Source organism: Paenibacillus vandeheii (assembly GCF_030433635.1).
GTDB classification, from domain to species: Bacteria; Bacillota; Bacilli; order Paenibacillales; family Paenibacillaceae; genus Paenibacillus; species Paenibacillus vandeheii.
Window position 1 is genome coordinate 76,409 of record NZ_JAROCD010000009.1, and the last position, 17,819, is coordinate 94,227.

The 17,819-nt window shown below is 48.2% G+C and carries 14 protein-coding genes; 7 read left to right on the plus strand and 7 right to left on the minus strand.

The window, feature by feature from the left end:
• The 6 genes from P5G61_RS18770 (at window position 1) to P5G61_RS18795 (ending at window position 8,105) form a co-directional block, all read left to right on the plus strand.
• Window positions 1–762 carry a DeoR/GlpR family DNA-binding transcription regulator gene (locus P5G61_RS18770; protein WP_301247908.1) on the plus strand — a complete coding sequence of 254 codons (762 nt, stop codon included), beginning with the start codon at window positions 1–3 and terminating at the stop codon, window positions 760–762.
• Between the two features lie 67 nt (window positions 763–829).
• Window positions 830–1,558, plus strand: a complete 729-nt coding sequence (locus P5G61_RS18775; RefSeq protein WP_301247909.1) for a (Fe-S)-binding protein — start codon at window positions 830–832, stop codon at window positions 1,556–1,558.
• Window positions 1,555–3,072, plus strand: coding sequence for a LutB/LldF family L-lactate oxidation iron-sulfur protein (locus tag P5G61_RS18780; RefSeq protein ID WP_301247910.1), 1,518 nt, complete (start codon window positions 1,555–1,557; stop codon window positions 3,070–3,072). Before P5G61_RS18775 ends, P5G61_RS18780 begins: the two co-directional genes overlap by 4 nt.
• On the plus strand, window positions 3,062–3,787 hold the full coding sequence (locus tag P5G61_RS18785; protein ID WP_301247911.1) for a LutC/YkgG family protein: 726 nt from the start codon (window positions 3,062–3,064) through the stop codon (window positions 3,785–3,787). The genes P5G61_RS18780 and P5G61_RS18785 overlap by 11 nt, the downstream gene beginning before the upstream one ends.
• Before the next feature lie 219 nt (window positions 3,788–4,006).
• Window positions 4,007–4,561, plus strand: coding sequence for a glutathione peroxidase (locus P5G61_RS18790; protein WP_301247912.1), 555 nt, complete (start codon window positions 4,007–4,009; stop codon window positions 4,559–4,561).
• Window positions 4,562–4,931: 370 nt separating this feature from the next.
• Complete coding sequence (locus P5G61_RS18795) at window positions 4,932–8,105, plus strand: bifunctional cytochrome P450/NADPH--P450 reductase (RefSeq protein WP_301247913.1); 3,174 nt, start codon at window positions 4,932–4,934, stop codon at window positions 8,103–8,105.
• Between the two features lie 233 nt (window positions 8,106–8,338).
• On the opposite strand, the gene P5G61_RS18800 is transcribed toward P5G61_RS18795, so the two are convergent.
• Window positions 8,339–8,737 (minus strand): hypothetical protein, encoded by a 399-nt coding sequence (locus tag P5G61_RS18800; RefSeq protein ID WP_301247914.1) that lies wholly within the window; start codon window positions 8,735–8,737, stop codon window positions 8,339–8,341.
• 125 nt (window positions 8,738–8,862) lie between these two features.
• Here P5G61_RS18800 and P5G61_RS18805 point away from each other — a divergent pair, with 125 nt between their 5' ends.
• Window positions 8,863–9,207 carry a hypothetical protein gene (locus tag P5G61_RS18805; RefSeq protein WP_301247915.1) on the plus strand — a complete coding sequence of 115 codons (345 nt, stop codon included), beginning with the start codon at window positions 8,863–8,865 and terminating at the stop codon, window positions 9,205–9,207.
• A 209-nt stretch (window positions 9,208–9,416) separates the two neighbouring features.
• Here the strand turns inward: P5G61_RS18805 and P5G61_RS18810 are convergent, their stop codons facing one another.
• From P5G61_RS18810 to P5G61_RS18835, 6 genes are all read right to left on the minus strand, one after another.
• Complete coding sequence (locus P5G61_RS18810; protein WP_301247916.1) at window positions 9,417–11,063, minus strand: MGH1-like glycoside hydrolase domain-containing protein; 1,647 nt, start codon at window positions 11,061–11,063, stop codon at window positions 9,417–9,419.
• Between the two features lie 23 nt (window positions 11,064–11,086).
• Window positions 11,087–12,403 (minus strand): ABC transporter substrate-binding protein, encoded by a 1,317-nt coding sequence (locus P5G61_RS18815; protein WP_301247917.1) that lies wholly within the window; start codon window positions 12,401–12,403, stop codon window positions 11,087–11,089.
• An 80-nt stretch (window positions 12,404–12,483) separates the two neighbouring features.
• Window positions 12,484–13,323 (minus strand): carbohydrate ABC transporter permease, encoded by an 840-nt coding sequence (locus P5G61_RS18820; protein ID WP_301247918.1) that lies wholly within the window; start codon window positions 13,321–13,323, stop codon window positions 12,484–12,486.
• Between the two features lie 5 nt (window positions 13,324–13,328).
• A complete protein-coding gene (locus tag P5G61_RS18825; protein ID WP_301247919.1) occupies window positions 13,329–14,243 on the minus strand; it encodes a carbohydrate ABC transporter permease in 915 nt (304 codons plus the stop codon).
• Window positions 14,244–14,364: 121 nt separating this feature from the next.
• Complete coding sequence (locus P5G61_RS18830) at window positions 14,365–15,963, minus strand: response regulator (protein ID WP_301247920.1); 1,599 nt, start codon at window positions 15,961–15,963, stop codon at window positions 14,365–14,367.
• Complete coding sequence (locus P5G61_RS18835; protein WP_301247921.1) at window positions 15,938–17,755, minus strand: sensor histidine kinase; 1,818 nt, start codon at window positions 17,753–17,755, stop codon at window positions 15,938–15,940. The genes P5G61_RS18830 and P5G61_RS18835 overlap by 26 nt, the downstream gene beginning before the upstream one ends.
• Between the last annotated feature and the right edge of the window lie 64 nt (window positions 17,756–17,819).

Genomic DNA, 17,819 nt, shown 5'->3' on the forward strand with positions numbered 1-17,819 from the left:
ATGCTGGCAGCAGAGCGCTATGACCGGATTGTCGAGATGGTTAATCTAAAAGGGAGTATACGTGTATCCGAGCTTAGTGAGCACTGCCGGGTAACAGAAGAGACCATTCGGCGTGATCTGGACCGTCTGGAGCAAGCAGGACGACTGCGTCGTTCCCATGGCGGCGCTGTCAGTGTAAAGGAAGAGCAGCCGGAGATCCCTTACCGGGTAAGGGAAACAACACATGCAGAGGAAAAGAAAAGAATTGCCCAGTCGGCCCTCACCATGATTTGTCCGGGTGATCGAATTCTGCTGGATGCCAGCACGACAGCAGGGTACATGGCGGCCCATATGCCGGATATACCACTAACGGTATTGACCAACTCCATACAGGTAGCCACCGAATTGAGCAGTCGGGACAAGATTGAAGTCATCTCGACTGGAGGACAGCTGGCCCCACGGTCGCTTTCTTTTGTTGGACCGCTCGCCGAACGTTCCCTGGAAACATATCATGTCGATAAATTGTTCCTGTCCTGTAAAGGCGTGCACCTGGAGGGCGGCGGGATCAGTGAGTCCAATGAGCTTCAGGCCCGATTGAAGCAGAAAATGGTCGGTATATCCGACCAGGTCATTTTGCTTGCCGATACGAGCAAGTTCGGGGTTCGTGCATTTGCCCGGGTAACCGGGTTAGATGCGGTCCATGCGGTGATTACAGATCAGTCGCTTGACGATGAATTGATAGAACGTTTGAACGGCTATGATATCAAGATCACAAGGGTCTAAAATAACCCGTTATTCGATACTTATATGCGTTATAACCACAATTCATCAGTTATAGGAGCGTGTAATCATGAAGGTCTCCTTATTTATTACCTGCCTCAGTGATGCCATATATCCCCGTGTGGGGGAGGCGATGGTGAGATTGCTCGCCGCGCATGGCGTTCGGTTGGATTTCCCGTCCGTGCAGACCTGCTGCGGTCAGCCTTCCTACAACAGCGGGTATTGGGATGAGACACGGGTAGCCGCCAAAACGATTCTGGAAGCCTTTGATGACAGCGATTTTGTCGTCTGTCCTTCGGGCTCCTGTACGTATATGATTCATCATTATCCCGAGCTGTTTGCCGATGAACCCATATGGCTGGAGAAGGCCAAACGCCTGGAGGCGAAAGCCTATGAATTCACGCAGTTTCTCGTTCAGGTGCTTGGAATCACGGATTTGGGTGCGCATTTTCCACATAAGGTTACCTATCACCCCTCCTGTCATGGCAGCCGTTTGTTAGGCGTAAAGGATGAGCCTATGGCATTACTTTCAGCAGTAAAAGGTTTGGAATTTGTTCCCCTTCCATTCGGGGAGGACTGCTGCGGCTTTGGCGGTACCTTTGCCATCAAAATGGCTGATATATCCGGTGCCATGGTCACGGAGAAAGTGGATCATATTAAAGAGACGGAAGCCGAAGTATTGGTAGGACTGGATATGGCCTGTTTAATGAATATTGCGGGTAATCTGCGGTATCGGAATGAACCGGTGCGTGTAATGCATTTGGCCGAACTGCTGTATGAGGGGGTGCAAACAGGATGAGTCAGCCCGGTGTAATGGATGTTACCGTCAAAGAACGTGCAGAACTGGCGTTGAATGATGATTTCCTACGCAAAGCCGTCAAGTTTACGACGGAGCGATTGCGAAATGGCAAGAAATCCGCTTCAGAGGAACATGGCAACTGGGAAGAATGGCGTGAACGTGGACGTCAGATTCGTCTGCATACGATCGCACATCTGGATTATTACCTGAATGAATTCGTCAATAATGCACGTGCCAATGGGGTTCATATTCATTTTGCCGATACGTCGGTGGAGGCAGCGGCGATTGCACTGGATATTGCGGCTCACAAGCAGGCTTCCACCGTGGTCAAATCCAAGTCCATGGTGTCTGAGGAAGTACATCTCAACCATGTATTGGAGTCCGCAGGTATTGAAGCGATAGAGACCGATCTGGGTGAATACATCATTCAATTGGCAGGTGAAGCCCCATCTCATATCGTCATTCCGGCTATTCACAAGAACCGTTACCAGATTGCGGAGCTGTTGTCCAAGGAAGCGGGTGAAATTCTGGAACCGGACACCACCGTACTTGCCGGATTTGTACGCAAAAAGCTGCGCGAGAAGTTTCTTGAAGCCGATATCGGCATGACAGGCTGCAATTTTGCGATTGCGGAGACGGGTTCCATGGTCCTATTTGAAAATGAAGGCAATGCCCGCATGGTATCCACCGTGCCAAAAACACAGATTACCTTAATGGGCATGGAACGCATCATTCCATCCTGGACGGATCTCGAGGTAATGGCAACCCTGCTGCCACGCTCTGCGACAGGCCAAAAATTGACGATGTATATGTCAGGCATAACCGGCCCTCGTCGAACAGAAGACGGGGACGGGCCAGAGGAGATGCACATTATTATCGTCGATAATGGACGCTCACTTCAGTTGGGTGATCCCGAATTCCAGGAACTGTTGAACTGTATTCGCTGCGGGGCCTGCCTGAACGCTTGTCCGGTGTATCGTCATATCGGCGGGCATGCTTACGGTGGAACGTACAGTGGACCGATCGGAGCAGTACTTACACCTGCACTGAATGGCAATATCGACGAATGGAACGACATCGCGGGTGCTTCCAGTTTGTGCGGAGCCTGTTACGAAGCCTGTCCGGTCAAAATCCCGCTGCATGATATGCTCGTATATTTACGCAGACGTAAGGTGGAAGAGGGACATGGCAATAAGCTTGAAAGCGCTGGTATGAAAGGTTTTGCAGCGGTTGTATCTAATTCGAAACGATTCAGTGCGGCTATTCGTATCGGACAGATTGGTCAGAAAGTCGTTGTACGCAATAACGGAATTTCACTCAAACTTGGGCCTCTTAAGGGCTGGAACAGCTATCGGGTTGCGCCAAGCCTGGCGAAGCGTTCCTTCCGGCAGCAATGGAACAAACTGGATCAGGAGCTGAATCAGGAGCAGAAAGAGATGGATTCCTCCGTGCGAAGCCGAATGGAGAAGATTCTTCGTGAACGCGAGGGAGGTGGTGGTCAACATGAACACTGAACATCAGGAATGGCTGGAGCAAATGGAAAAGAAGTCACGTTCGAAGCAGGAGCACTTTATGAATGATATTGCATCCAAATTAAGAAGACCACGCCAGAGACATGCTCCGCCCCAACCTTTTCGCGGTGCACCCGGGTTCTGGTCGGACCTGGAATGGGATATAGATAAGCGCATACAGGCATTCACCGATAATTTTGTGAGTGTAGGTGCTCATATTGCGCGGATAAAAGACATTGGCGAAGCTGCGGACTTCATCGCTACTAAATCTCATGAATTGAGCGCGAAATACATCATACGCCAGAATGAACAGGCGTTGACGGAGCTTGGATTGGAAGAGCAGCTCCCGGATGTGCAGATTTCAGTTTGGAACAGCCAAGCCGATGAGAACTGGAAGGCGAGGGCAGCTGAGGCAGACATCGGTGTAGTGATGGCGGATTATGCTACAGCATATACGGGTTCCGTCACAGTGCTTTCTTCGCCGGATAAGGGGCGTTCCGTTAGTTTATTGCCCACTGTACTCATCATTATTATTCCAATCGAACGGCTCTACACCAGACTTGGTGAAACGCTTAATCGCTTCGATGAAGCGGGAAGAGAGAATCTTCCGGCAGGCATTCATTTTATTTCCGGTCCCAGTCGTTCTTCCGACATTGAAAATGATCTGACCATTGGGGTACATGGACCGGGCATTGTATATGGCCTTATTATGGGGTAACCACTTCCTGGAAATTTGCATTAATGTCGCTCTTACTAACTGTCCATGAAGCAGCTTCTGTCTGCTGAGGGCAGTTTTTTGTTGCATTTCTGCATTTTTATTATATAGTCAGATCCTATAAATCTAATATTAATTATATATTTAACCTATTAAAAGGATAAGTGTATAATCCATTTCAAGAGAAGGTTTATGTGAGAACCGACCAAGGAGGCGTTATGAATGAGTTTATTTTCTTATCAGGTGCCATTCATGGATGGACACACGGGCGACTTATCTGCTTATGAGAGCAAAGTACTACTTATTGTGAATACAGCGAGCGAGTGCAGTTACTCTCGACAATTCACCGAACTTCAGCAACTGTACGAACAGTACTGTGATCAAGGGCTGGAGATTCTGGCGTTTCCCTGTAATCAGTTTAATCACAAGGAGCCGGGGAGCAATGATGAGGTAGCTCAGTATTGCAGAAATCATTTTCATATATCCTTTCCGATGTTTGAGAAGATTGAGGTCACCGGGCAATCCATGCACCCTTTGTTTCGCTACCTGGTCGAGATTGCCCCATTTAAGGGTTATGATACGGCATCGGAAGAAGGTCGATGGATGGATCAATTTGTCAAGGAGAGACATCCCGACTTATACCGGGGAAACGGGATCAAATGGAATTTCACCAAATTTTTAATTGATCGAACCGGGGAAGTGAGTGGCCGCTATGAGACTACGGTTGCGCCGTTAGAGATGGAGTCTGCGATTAAGGATCTGCTGATGAGGTCCTAGATTTAACGATTTATTTCGAGAATGAAGCAGCTCATTAAGTTCTAAAAACTCAATAGGGTTGGGCTAAGATGTGCCAAAATTTTCCACATAAATCTGATGGCTACCCATTGGTCCTACGACTTTGAGACTGTTGAAGATTGAGACTGGAAATGTTAGGGTAAAAGAAAGATAACGAAGAAACCCATTTTTTTTATTCTAAAATGACCAATAAACCGTTTTGGTCAGTTGGTTCCGTCTATAATTTTTAAGTTATCTGGATGAAATATGAAAATGTGCAGAAAATGAAGTCATGTCTATTGTTCTGAAGTCGTAGTTGAACGAAGGTATTATTTTTTTGTAGAACGTATTACTTGGAAGAGGAGTGAGTATCATGGCGCAAATTTCAGTTCCCCAACCCAAAACGTTTGGGCCTTTAGGAAACTTACCACAGATAAATACCGATGAGCCTGTACAATCCCTGGTGAAACTCGCCGAAGAGTACGGACCTATTTTTCGAATGGAGTATCCGGGACGAAGCGAACTGTATATTTCAGGTCACAACCTGGTAGCCGAGGTAAGCGACGAGTCCAAATTCGATAAACGTGTATGGGCACCGCTGGAGAAGGTTCGTGCATTTGCCGGAGATGGCCTGTTTACGAGTTGGACACAAGAACCGAATTGGAAAAAAGCTCATAATGTGCTGCTGCCCAGCTTCAGCCAACGTGCGATGCAGGGATATCATAACAAAATGATTGATCTCGCTGTACAGCTCGTGCAGAAGTGGTCCAGATTGAACCCGGATGAGACGGTTAACGTACCGGATGATATGACTCGTCTCACCCTGGATACGATTGGACTGTGTGGATTCAACTATAGGTTTAACAGCTTTTACCGGGAAGAACCGCATCCTTTCATTACGAGCATGGTTCGAGCACTGGACGAATCGATGAGTTCGTTGCAGCGTTTGCGTCTGCAAGACAAGCTGATGATCACCAAAAAGAAACAGTTTGAGCAGGATATCCGTTCGATGTTCTCTCTGGTGGATCATATTATTGCGGAGCGCAAGCAGCAGCCTCAGGAAGGGGCAGACGATCTATTGTCTCATATGCTCAGTGGCAAGGACCCGGAAACCGGGGAAACGCTGGACGATGAAAATATTCGATACCAGATCATCACCTTCCTGATTGCTGGACATGAGACGACGAGTGGCTTGTTGTCCTTTGCCATCTATTATTTAATGAAAAATCCGGATACACTGGCCAAGGCTCAGGCTGAAGCAGATCAGATTCTGAAAGATCCGGTTCCGACATACAATCAGGTTCGCAATCTGAAGTATGTTCGCATGGTTTTGAACGAAGCTTTGCGGCTGTGGCCTACAGCTCCGGCATTCTCCTTATACGCCAAGAAAGACCTTGTTCTGGACGGGAAATATCCTTTGCAAGAAGGGGACAGTGTCAGTGTGCTCATTCCCAAGCTGCACCGGGACCGCGACGCGTGGGGTGAAGATGTGGAGGCATTCCGGCCGGAACGGTTCGAAGATCCGAGCAAGGTGCCACATGATGCCTACAAACCGTTTGGTAATGGTCAGCGGGCCTGCATTGGTCAGCAGTTCGCCTTACAGGAAGCAACACTTGTGCTGGGCATGGTCCTGAAGCATTTTGAACTCATCGATCATGCGGACTATCAGTTGAAAGTGAAAGAAACGTTGACGCTCAAACCTGATAACTTTACGATCCGTGTTCGTGCACGCGGGGATCAGCCGGTCATGGCTGTTCCGGGTGTTGCTATGGAGGAGCCGACTCCGGTTGCCAAAAGACAAGAACCGGATACAGCCAATGCCCATCACACCCCAATGCTAGTCCTGTATGGATCCAATCTCGGGACGGCGGAAGGCATTGCGCGTGAAATCGCAGATACCGCCAGATATCAGGGCTTCCGCAGTGAGGTGGCTACCCTGGATGATCGAGTAGGCAAACTGCCCAAGGAAGGCGCCGTCATCATTGTGAGTGCATCCTACAATGGTCAACCGCCAAGCAATGCCAAGGATTTCGTCGAATGGATTGAACATGCGGATGCAGGAGAATTCAAAGGCGTTCGGTTCTCTGTTCTTGGATGTGGGGACCACAACTGGGCCAGTACGTACCAGCGCATTCCGCGTTTGATTGATGAACAGTTGTCTTCCAAAGGGGCAGAACGGTTATCTCCCATCGGAGAAAGTGATGCCAGCGGGGACTTCGAGAAACAGGTTGGAGATTGGACAGAGCAATTATGGCCGGATCTGGCACGAACGCTGGGTCTCAAGTTAAATACAATTTCAGGTAGTGAACGCAGTTCCTTGTCTGTACAGTTTGTCAGCGGACTGGCGGTAACACCGCTCGCAGATACGTATGATGCACACGTTGCCGAAGTGCTTGAGAATCGGGAACTTCACGATGCAGGCAGCGAACGAAGCACACGACATCTGGAAATTAAACTGCCTGAAGGCGCAACATATAAGGAAGGCGATCACTTGGGCATTTTGCCACAAAACCCGCCTGAGCTCGTAGAACGTGTACTGAAACGATATGGATTCACGGGTACGGAACATCTGGTTTTGGATGCCTCCGGTCGCAGCGCTGCTCATCTGCCATTGCACCAACCGGTTAATTTGGTTGATCTGCTCAGTCACAGTGTGGAGCTTCAGGAAGCGGCAACTCGGGCTCAACTGAGAGAACTGGCGGCGTACACGGTGTGCCCACCGCATAAGAAGGAGCTCGAAGAACTTCTTGATGAATCTGTATACATGGAAGAAGTGCGTAAGAAACGCATATCCATGCTGGATTATCTGGTCAAATACGAGGCATGTGAACTGCCTTTCGAGCGGTTTTTGGAGCTGCTGCCTTCCTTGAAAGCACGATATTACTCCATCTCCAGTTCACCGCGAGTGCAGCCTGAGCAAGCCAGCATTACCGTCAGTGTAGTGCGTGCACCGGCATGGAGTGGTCAGGGCGAGTATAAAGGCATAGCATCCAACTATCTGGCGAACCTGAAGCCGGGTGAAGAGGTCGTTATGTTCATACGGACGCCTGAGTCCGGGTTCGAACTGCCAGAGAATGCAGAGGCTCCGATTATTATGGTCGGTCCGGGAACAGGTGTGGCTCCATTCCGTGGTTTCCTGCAGGCAAGACGTGTAATGAAGGAACAAGGTCAGCAGGTTGGCGAAGCCCATCTGTATTTTGGATGTCGCAACCCCGAACATGATTATCTGTATAAAAATGAACTCGAAACAGCCGAGCAAGAGGGTCTTGTTCAGCTTCATACGGCGTTTTCCCGCGTTGACGGAGAAGAGAAATGTTATGTGCAGCATCTGATGAGAGATGATGCACACAAGCTGATTCCTCTGCTCGAACAGGGGGGACATCTGTATGTTTGCGGCGATGGCAGCAAGATGGCACCTGATGTTGAAGCAACCCTCAAGAAAGCGTACGCTGATGTCAGCGGCAACTCCACGGAGCAAGCCGATGCTTGGTTAGAACGTTTGCAGCAGGAAGGACGTTATGCCAAGGATGTGTGGACAGGCATCTGATGTGATACATCTTGATCCCTTTAATAAGTAGGCATCTGCGCGGTGAGACACAGAAGGGTTCTGTGCTCACCGCTTTTTGACTATGGCACAATATCCGAGCAGACCCATGCATGTATGAGTTATACTAAGAAAGTGAAACATGCATATTATGACACGAGGTTAACCCTGGTATGGATTGTTTCTCTAATCGGGCTGTTGCAGGCAGAGACAGGATTTAGCAATTTCTGGACTCCTTATTTCTTCCTTTTATTCGTTGGACGATAGATCGATTCAATCTGGGTTAAAGGAAAGAGAATACGTGAGGAGAATTTACCTTTTGCCTGGAGCTCAATGTAATCCAATCCAACACCAACAAGTCGGATATTTTTAAATGCATTTCTCGATGGGAATACCGTGCGAATGCCTACCCGTACGCCACGTCGTGCTCGTGGAATATCAAATACACGAATGGAAAACAAACTAAGTGGAACAAATAACTGCCGATTGACTTTGATAAAACTGCGCGGAAAAACTTTGCTGATTATTCCAGGTTCCAGACCGGACAATGGAGCATTCAATTCTGCCAGATGTCCTTGTAACTCGGCCAGGCGCTGCTGTAGTGTTTTTCCTGTATGAAATTGGTGCCAATTCATAAGCAATCCTCCGTTCGCCATTTATACCTACTATATGAATGGACGAGGGCAAGAGGTGAGCAAAATGGCGCCCATGTTCTTTACTCATAACAATAGTACAACTTAAGATATAGGGAGTGATTCAGATGAACGTGGAAATGTATAAAGACCTCATTCGGGATGAACGTGGCAACTATTATATCGCGATACAGATGGAGGGGGATGAGCTTACGCTCGTCAACGCCTTTGTTGAAGCATCGTTTACGCCGGAACTGATCTATAATGAAGAATTTCGGAATAAACACAAGGAGATGGAAGGCGGCTTTGTGGGCAAAATCGCAATGGATCTTCTTCGGCATGACGTGGTCATGGGTTTGAAACAAATCGATCGAAAGCTGCTGGAGCTGTCGGAAGTCGAACAGAAGTACACGGTGAACTATATTGATACGATTGAATTCTATCGTCACCCTGCGTGGGAGCGGAAAGCGTAAACGAAAGGTTCGTTTGATAATAAAAATAAAGGGAGTCTACGGAACCATCATCGGTTATTCATCCGTTGTGGAGAGACTCATCTCGATAGCAAATCACCAAAAGCGCAAGTACAGGGGGAAGTTCCCTGTCACTTGCGCTTTTGGTGTTGTACCTATTTATCGGGAATGGTCTTTTTAATGTTCCTTAGAGAAGGCACTTTTTTAACTCCCTATCGATAGGAAGGATAGATGATGCCGATATCTCGTTCTGATTTCAAGCTTCCGTCTGTATATCGCTGCATTTCATTTCCTTTGATTCGAATTGGAATGGACGTACCTCCATAAACCAGTTCACCCTCAATGGTGCGCACGCTCATTCCGATGATACCTTCCAAATGTCCACTACGGTCCGTAAGCAACCGGATTCCCGCTGGACCCTCTATAAGAACATTACCGTCCTGATATACCGTTACCCGTTCTGGTGTGTTCACCAATTCAAAATGCAGCCCATTCACCGTGCGGCTATACGCCGTGTGGCCAGCAACTTCTTCGCCATGATCCATGTCGATGGGTAGAAGACCGGTAAACCACAGTTGGTCCGATTCAATCGGCATGATGCCGCATAACCGTTCTACATAATCAAGCAGGCAAAGGATGGAGGGGGAGTAGGTTTCGGTAAAACCTTCCTCCCCGGTCCAAGGGCTTAATGCCTGCGCAAAGCGCTTTGCTTTGGAAAGGGACGACAGGATAGGTTGCAGTACCCAGGTCAATTCCACATACCGATGATGATATTCAAATGCATGCGGTGCACGAATCAGACTCAGGAAGTTGGACGCTCCGCCCCAGCTATTATAAGAAGAGAACGGATCAAACCTTGGATCATCCATCGACATGGACGTAAACGGGTACTTGGCAAAAAACTTGCTTGTATTCAGCAAATACCTGCGCAGCATGTGATCAAACATTTCCCGGTCGCCCACCTCGCAGGCCATCACACGCAGCAGCACATCAGACTGTACTCTAACGAATTCGTCATTGCGATCCCGGTCGTAGAAGAACATGTCTTCTTCGTCATAACAGTAACGGAAGAGACTTTCCAGACTGGCTTCAGCTTTTGCTTTCCACTCTGCACCAGACTCCCCGAGCTCCACGGCCATACGGGATAAGTACATGCGCTGGCAATAAATATTGGCGGTTAAGTCTGGTGCCAAAAAAGGCAGAACCGGAGAATCCGGATGGTAAGACGCGGCATCATTCTTATAAGGCGTATCCGGAACATGCCAGAAGCGGGGGGACAGATCATGCCCGGTATCAAAGGTACTAAAAGCCTCCACACAGCCGGTCCCTCGGGTATTGCGATACGTTGCAATCCATTCGTCATAACGTACCATGGCCTTGTACATGGTCTTCAGGAACGAGCGGTCCTTTCCATGAAGCTGGTAGTGGTTCCATACACTTCGTGCCAATGGTGTAACGAGCTGAATCTGGCGAAAGGAAGGACCGTTCTCCGTTAGCTTATATGGCAGCAATCCATCTTCTCTCTGGTGTTGGGCAAAAGCGAGATAGGTCGTTTCCGATACAGAAGGAATTAGACGTGACAGCAGCTCCGCATTAATGGTCCCGGTACTCTCCAGCCAGCAGCCCAGATAGATGCCACCTTCCTGAAGAATGGGCTCACTGCCATTCAGGGGCACAATGCAAGTGAGTAACTTCTCCAGGGCGGAATAATAAGTCGCTTCTAGTCGTCCGCCGGATGCCGCGAATCGAACACCCGACGCTTGCCATTCCTGTATTAACTTTTGATCTTCCGGTTTATCTGGCTTTACATTATCGTGGATCGAGATCTGGCGCAGCTTGTTCAGCACGGCTTCTGTCATGTCGACCTCCTTCTAGCGGTTATTTATTGATTGGACTCAAAGATTCGCACGGTGCCATTATAGAAGTCAGTTACAGCTTGCTCCACACTTTTTCGGCCAAAGCCGATTTCCTGATTGGTTGTCTGGGCCAGCTTGGAGAATTCAGCAAATCCCGGAGGATTATAGCTTACGTCGAAAGGCTCCGTTTTTGTAGCATCAGATACAAAGCTGGTGTAATTATATACAATCTCTTCAACAGGTCCCGCTTCTTGCTGAAGCAGATTGCGGTTGGCTTCCGTCACAGGTACGCCGCGGTCGTTACCGAGAATTTTGGCTGCATCCGGATCATTAATCCAGAAATCCATCAGAATCGCGACTTCCTTGGCATGCTTGGTGTTTGCATAACCTGACAATCCCTGACTGGACTCGAATACAACTCCAGTTCCCTTTGGGCCTCTTGGTACAGGTAAAAGAATTAACTTGTCTTCGGTCAGACTCTGGAAAGCAGCCAGCTGATTTGAAGGAAGCAGGCTCATCGCTGCTTTGCCTGTAATAAGCAAGGATTTACTGGTGTCATCCGGTGGATTGGAAACTTGCAATTCAGGCGTAACCACACCTCCGGATTTGGAAGCCTGCTCCCAGTAGGTGAACCATTCCAAAATGTCTTCTTTTGCAAATCCGAGCGTGCCGTTCTTCATATCATATAGCTGTTTGCCGTGCTGTTTTAAAAAGATGTCCATACCGTCAACGGTGAAATTATAAGTTCCGTAATAGCCCTTGCCGAGTTTGTCGGACAGCTCTTTGCTGATCGCAGCATAATCTTCCCAAGTCCAATCTGAGGCTGGCAGCGGAATTCCCGCTTGATCGAACAGCGCCTGGTTGACGACAATGCCCCGTGCATTCGCCCCAGCGGAAATATGCTGCAGCTTTCCATCAAGACGGCCATACTCAACCATGGTGGTATCCATGCCGTCCAGATTCAGTTCATTACCAACATATGGGTCCAGATTCAGAAGGACATCCTTCTTCGCGTAATCAACTACATTACCACCGAGGAAGAAAATATCCGGAGCGGTGCCTGACGCCAGCTGTGTATTTAACTTGTCAAAATATCCAGAGGAAGGTGCAAATTCACCTACAATTTTAATATTCGGATGTTTCTCCTGAAAAACCTTCAGGGCTTCATTCGTAATATCTGCCCGTTTTTGATCGCCCCACCACATCATGCGCAGTTCAACTTGCCCTCCTTCAGCGGTTCCTGTTCCTGTCTGCTCATCAGCACCGGTATGATCCGTTCCAGTGCAGGCAGTTACCAATAACAGGAGTGAAGCTATACTACTGATCATCAATCGTTTGAACATGATAAATCCCCCTGACGATAGATAATGAAAAGCATAATATCTGTTGTGCACTTATTGCGTCTGGACAGGTATTTTCGTAATCATTTCAGTCCAGTCGTTGCAATCCCCTCAAGAAAATAACGTTGAAATACCAGAAAGATGAGGGTCACAGGCAGTAGAGACAGTGTGGACATGGCGAGTAGCGCTCCCCAATCCGATTGTCCCGATGGATCGAACAGGGAACGTATGCCCAGCTGTACGGTAAACAGATCAATTTTGCTCAGATAGATCATCTGGCTGAAGAAGTCGTCCCAGCTCCAGATGAAGGTGAAGATCGCTGTTGTAATCAGTGCAGGAACGAGAAGAGGCACTACGATTCGGAAAAAAATCTGTGATTGCCCGCAGCCGTCAATGGTTGCACTCTCATCCAGCTCCCGTGGGATACCACGGATGAATTGAACCATGAGCAGAATAAAGAAGGAATCCTGCGCCAGCCACTTAGGCAGAATGAGCGGAAAATACGTATTAATCCAATGCAGCTCGTTATACAGAATGTACTGAGGAACCAGAGTTACATGGTAAGGGAGCATGATGGTGACCAGCATAATGCTGAACCACAGTCCTTTGAACTTGAATTTCAATCTGGAAAAGGCATACGCTGCAAGGGAGCAGGAGATCACATTTCCCAGCACACTCATGCCCGAGATCAGCGCCGAGTTGCCGAAGAAGCGACCAAACGACACACCCTGTAATCCTTTCCAACCATTCACAAAATGCTCAAAGGTGAAGCTGGTTGGAATGAGGCTGCTATTGGTGAAGATGAGATGATTCGGTTTAAACGAACTGAGAATTAACCATAACACCGGATACAACATCAACAGACCGAAAAGGATAATGGCGGTATGCCTCCCGGCTTGAAGCAATCGTCGCTTTAATGGCATGTGCTTTATCTCCCTTCCTGATTGTCGCCGTAGAATACCCAGAATTTTGAGGTGAGAAAGACGATTGCAGTGAATACCCCGATAATGACCAGCATGATCCACGCCAGGGCAGAAGCGTAACCCATATCAAAGAACGAAAAGCCTTTCAGATACAAATACAAGGTATAGAACATCGTTGCGTCGAGCGGGCCTCCCCGTCCATCCCCAATAACATAAGCGGGTGTAAAGGCTTGAAATGAATTGATCATGCTCATGATCAGGTTGAAAAAAATAACAGGGGAAAGCATCGGGAGTGTGATACCGAAGAACTGGCGTATCTTTCCGGCCCCGTCTACGTCCGAAGCTTCATATAAATCGGCTGGAATTTGCTTCAGGCCGGCCAGGAAGATAACCATGGCCGAACCAAACTGCCATACAGAGAGCGTGATGATCGTATAGACCACGTAATCGGGATGGGCAATCCAGGCGGGGCCGGTGATCCCGAACCAGCTTAGGAACTGATTGACCAAGCCACTTCCCTCGAAAATCTGGCGCCAGACGATCGCAATGGCCACACTGCCGCCTAATAGGGAAGGAATGTAATACACGGTCCGGTATAAGCCGAGTCCCCGAATCCCTTTGTTCAGCGCCATCGCTACCAGTAGGGCAAAGGCAAGTCTTAGCGGAACGGATAGAAATACATAATAGAACGTTAGCCCCAAAGATCTGCGAAAGGTATCGTCTTCGGTAAAGATCTGGACATAGTTGCTGAGCCCCGTCCACGTGGGTGATGACAGCAAATTAAATTTTGTCAAGGACAGGTAGAATGACGCAACCATAGGTCCCAGTGTCAGACAGAAGAGTCCGATGAGCCAGGGCAGCAGAAACAAATAGGCTGTCATATTCTGCTGGCCATATAACGGCTTGGACAGCTTTCTCATCATAGGCCTCCCTTCAAGATGGATGTTTTTCATGATCACCTCGGAATTGAATCCGCTTACAATACTGGAGGCGATTCTCTCAGTAAATTCATCATACCGGGGAGGGCGGAAAGCTGGAATCTCATTTCTTCGGATCATCATTATCATTTTTTTCGGAATGCAGCAATCGATAGTCCGAGGGACTCATATGGAACATTTTTTTGAACTTTGAACTGAAATAGCTTGGAGAATGGAAGCCTGTCAGTTCTGTAACATCCCAGACAGTTAATTGGGTTTCCTTCAGTAGACGAAGAGCATGTTTCATTCGAACTTCGGTCACATACTGAATAAAAGAGATGCCGGCAGCCTCCTTGAACATTTCCGAAAAGTAGGTCGGGTAGTAGTTATATTGCTCCGCTAACGAAGTTAATGTTAGTTCGAGCATGTAATTTTCCTCGATATATCGCTTGGCCGATTCAATGACCGTAGCTTCTCCAACCTCGGATGGCTGCTGTTGATTCACGAAATCTTCTGCCCAATGCATCAGCAGCAGTTCTGCCTGGTCTGGAGTCTTTAGCCAAAGCACCCATTCCGGGGAAATCCACGTGGATTCATGTTCGAAAGGAGGCTGATTAAATTCGATAGCGATGGATTCCATCAATAATGAAATTTGAAAAAGGCTTCGGATCATACGGGAGGTGGATAGCCGAAAGGAGTCAGTAAGTTCCTTTTGAATCACGTTGCGGAAGGAATCTAGTTCTCCACGTATAAGACATCGATGCAGCATTCGGTTGGTTTCCTCAGGCAGCAATGGACTATGATCTACTACGGGCACACGATCCTGTGCACCTTTGCGTCCAGCAGAGTTCCATGCCAAGAGGGAATGAATATAGCCATCTTTCCAGCGCTCAAGCCCTGATACGGGCAATCCTAATCCAACCTGTACGTCCATTGTAATGACGGAGCGTGTCTGCTCTGTGATTTGCTGAGCAAATTCGTGCTGAATACCATCCAATGTAATGAAATGCATAATCCCGGGGTGTGCTCCGTCATGGAACACTTGAACGTCATCTGGATAGGACTGGGCCAGTTCGTGACAAAGCAGCTCAAAGGCAAGATGGAGCTTTTCGGGAACACGCTCCACCGGAGCAGTCTGTATATCGGAGTCTCGCATGCCGGCGGTGATGAAACAGACGCTGTGATCCTGCCACGATTCCAGATGAAACAGCCGCATCCGCTCTGGCAATGAAGATGGAGGGAGGCGATGACCCCGAACGAGATCTAGCAGGAAACGTTGCTTCATTTCTTTGTAATACTGGGAGAGACGCCATTGCATCATTTCCGAATCGCCGTGTACCTTTTTCTTGTTATCCAACGTCTCTTTGATTTTGTATAATGTGGTTTTCAGCTCATCCCGGGTTACAGGCTTCAGCAAATAATCCATGGCCTGGCTGCGCACACCTGCTCTGGCATAGTGGAAATCTTCATATCCAGTGATGATCATAATCTGAATGGAAGGATTATGGCTTCGGCAAATGTCCAACAATTGCACGCCGTCCATCACAGGCATGTTCATGTCTGTAATTAACAAGTCAAAATGTTCAGCTTTCAGAAGCTCTTCTGCTTCGATGCCGTTCGCCGCTTCACCTGAGATGGCAAAGCCCATGCCTTGCCAATCCACTTTCAATTTTAACCCTTCGCGGACCTCAAGCTCGTCATCTGCGATCAATACGTTGTACATCATATTCCTCCTGTACGGGTAGAGTCAGTTCAATACATGTGCCGCAACGTTCTCCGTTCTTGATCTGAATTGCAAACAGGGTGCCGTAATGCAAGCGGCAGCGTGCAACCACATTTCCGAGTCCGATGTGCCAGCTTTGGCTTCGCAATAGGGGTTCCAGTTGAGAAGCTTCAACAGGATCATGGAGTTTTTGGATAATTTCGACCGGAATACCGGGTCCATTGTCTGAAATGTGGAAATGCAGGCGGTTATTCCGTCTGGAGATCCTGATGTGTATCTCGGCGGTTGTCTGGTGCTGGAAGCTGTATTTGACGGCATTCTCAACAAGTGGCTGAAGGATAAATTTGATGATGACCAGGGAATCCAGCTTGCCTTCCTGTGTCAACGTAATGTCCAGCTTATGACCGAAACGGGTTTGCAGAATGGAGATATAGTGGCGGATATAAGCCAGCTCCTCTGCAAGCTGTACCCTGTCGTCACTTGTATTCATGGAGAAGCGCATCATTTTGCCCAGATCCTCAATAACCTGAACCGTATCATCTGTTCGGCGCTGCATGGCAAGACTGCTTACCAGTTCTAGCGTGTTAAACATAAAATGGGGATTAATCTGCATGAGCAGCGCTTTATACTCCGCTTGTTGACGTAGCAGCTTCAACTCGAACTCGTTCTGGATATGCTGACGCAATCGGCTGATCATGTAGCGGAAAGTGGAGATGACATAACTGACTTCGCTTTTTACGTTTTTGTCCGGGGGCAGAAGGGACTCTGCCTGGTCGAATGCGCCGCGCTGTACCTGTCTCATGGCTAGTACCAGTCGAGTTAAAGGTTTGGTGACGCCATAAGAGAGCCATGCAGCGGCAAACAAAGAGACGATAATTAGAACAATGGTGACCACCAAAATGGTACTCTGAAGCTTGTGAAGAGAGGAATATAGCTCTTTTTCCGGTGCCAGACCAGCCAGCATCCAGCCGGTACGCCCCAGCTTTTTGTATACCAGAATGTCACGCTGTCCTTGCTCGTTGTTCAGATACACCACACCCGATTTGAGCGAGTTGTTCCGAATTTGATCGATTTCCGCTAAAGCTCCGGCGCCAAGCTGATTTGTCTGCTGTGAGAGAATAGGGTTTCCTTGTTCACCCAGCAGAAAAATAGTGCTGCTCTCGGCCAGATGGATTCGGTTAAGCGGTTCCAGAAAGTAAGATTCGCTGACATTAATTTTCATCACATTCTGGGCTGTAGCATGGTGAAAGGTCCCAATGGGCATCAGCAGACTAACCACCGGGTTGCCATGATCCCTAATGTTTTCATGTTGATCGGTATGTACAGGCAGCCAGTGATTGCCTGAGATGAAGAAATTTTTGTACCATGATTCTTGCAAAAAGAGAGGGTCGGTCGCTACTTGATTCTCACTGCCAATTCGGAGCCCATTCCGTCTATAGATGGATACATCGGAGATACTGGTGTAACTGTTCGTAGCCTGGGTCAGAAAACGGCTCATCGCCAGATTGACAAGCATCTTTTCCCCTTCAGGAAGGTCGGGGTCACTCATTGCGTTATCCCAGTTCTTGGCGGTATCGCTGTTGAAGACAAGAGAGGCCACATCATAGATCTGCATTTGAACCATATCGACATACGAACCGTATTCCTCCATCTTCTCCAGAGCAGAGGATTCAATATAGGATCGGATTACGGTACGCGACTCCTTGAAGAGCAGGAAGGAGAGCGTGCCAAAACAGAGGACGAAGAGCACAACGATAAAGGCGATCAGGCGACTTTTTAATGAGAAAAACATAGAGTCCTCCTTACGTAAATAGACTTCAGGGCCGACGTCAAATGTGAAAAAAGACTGCGTAATA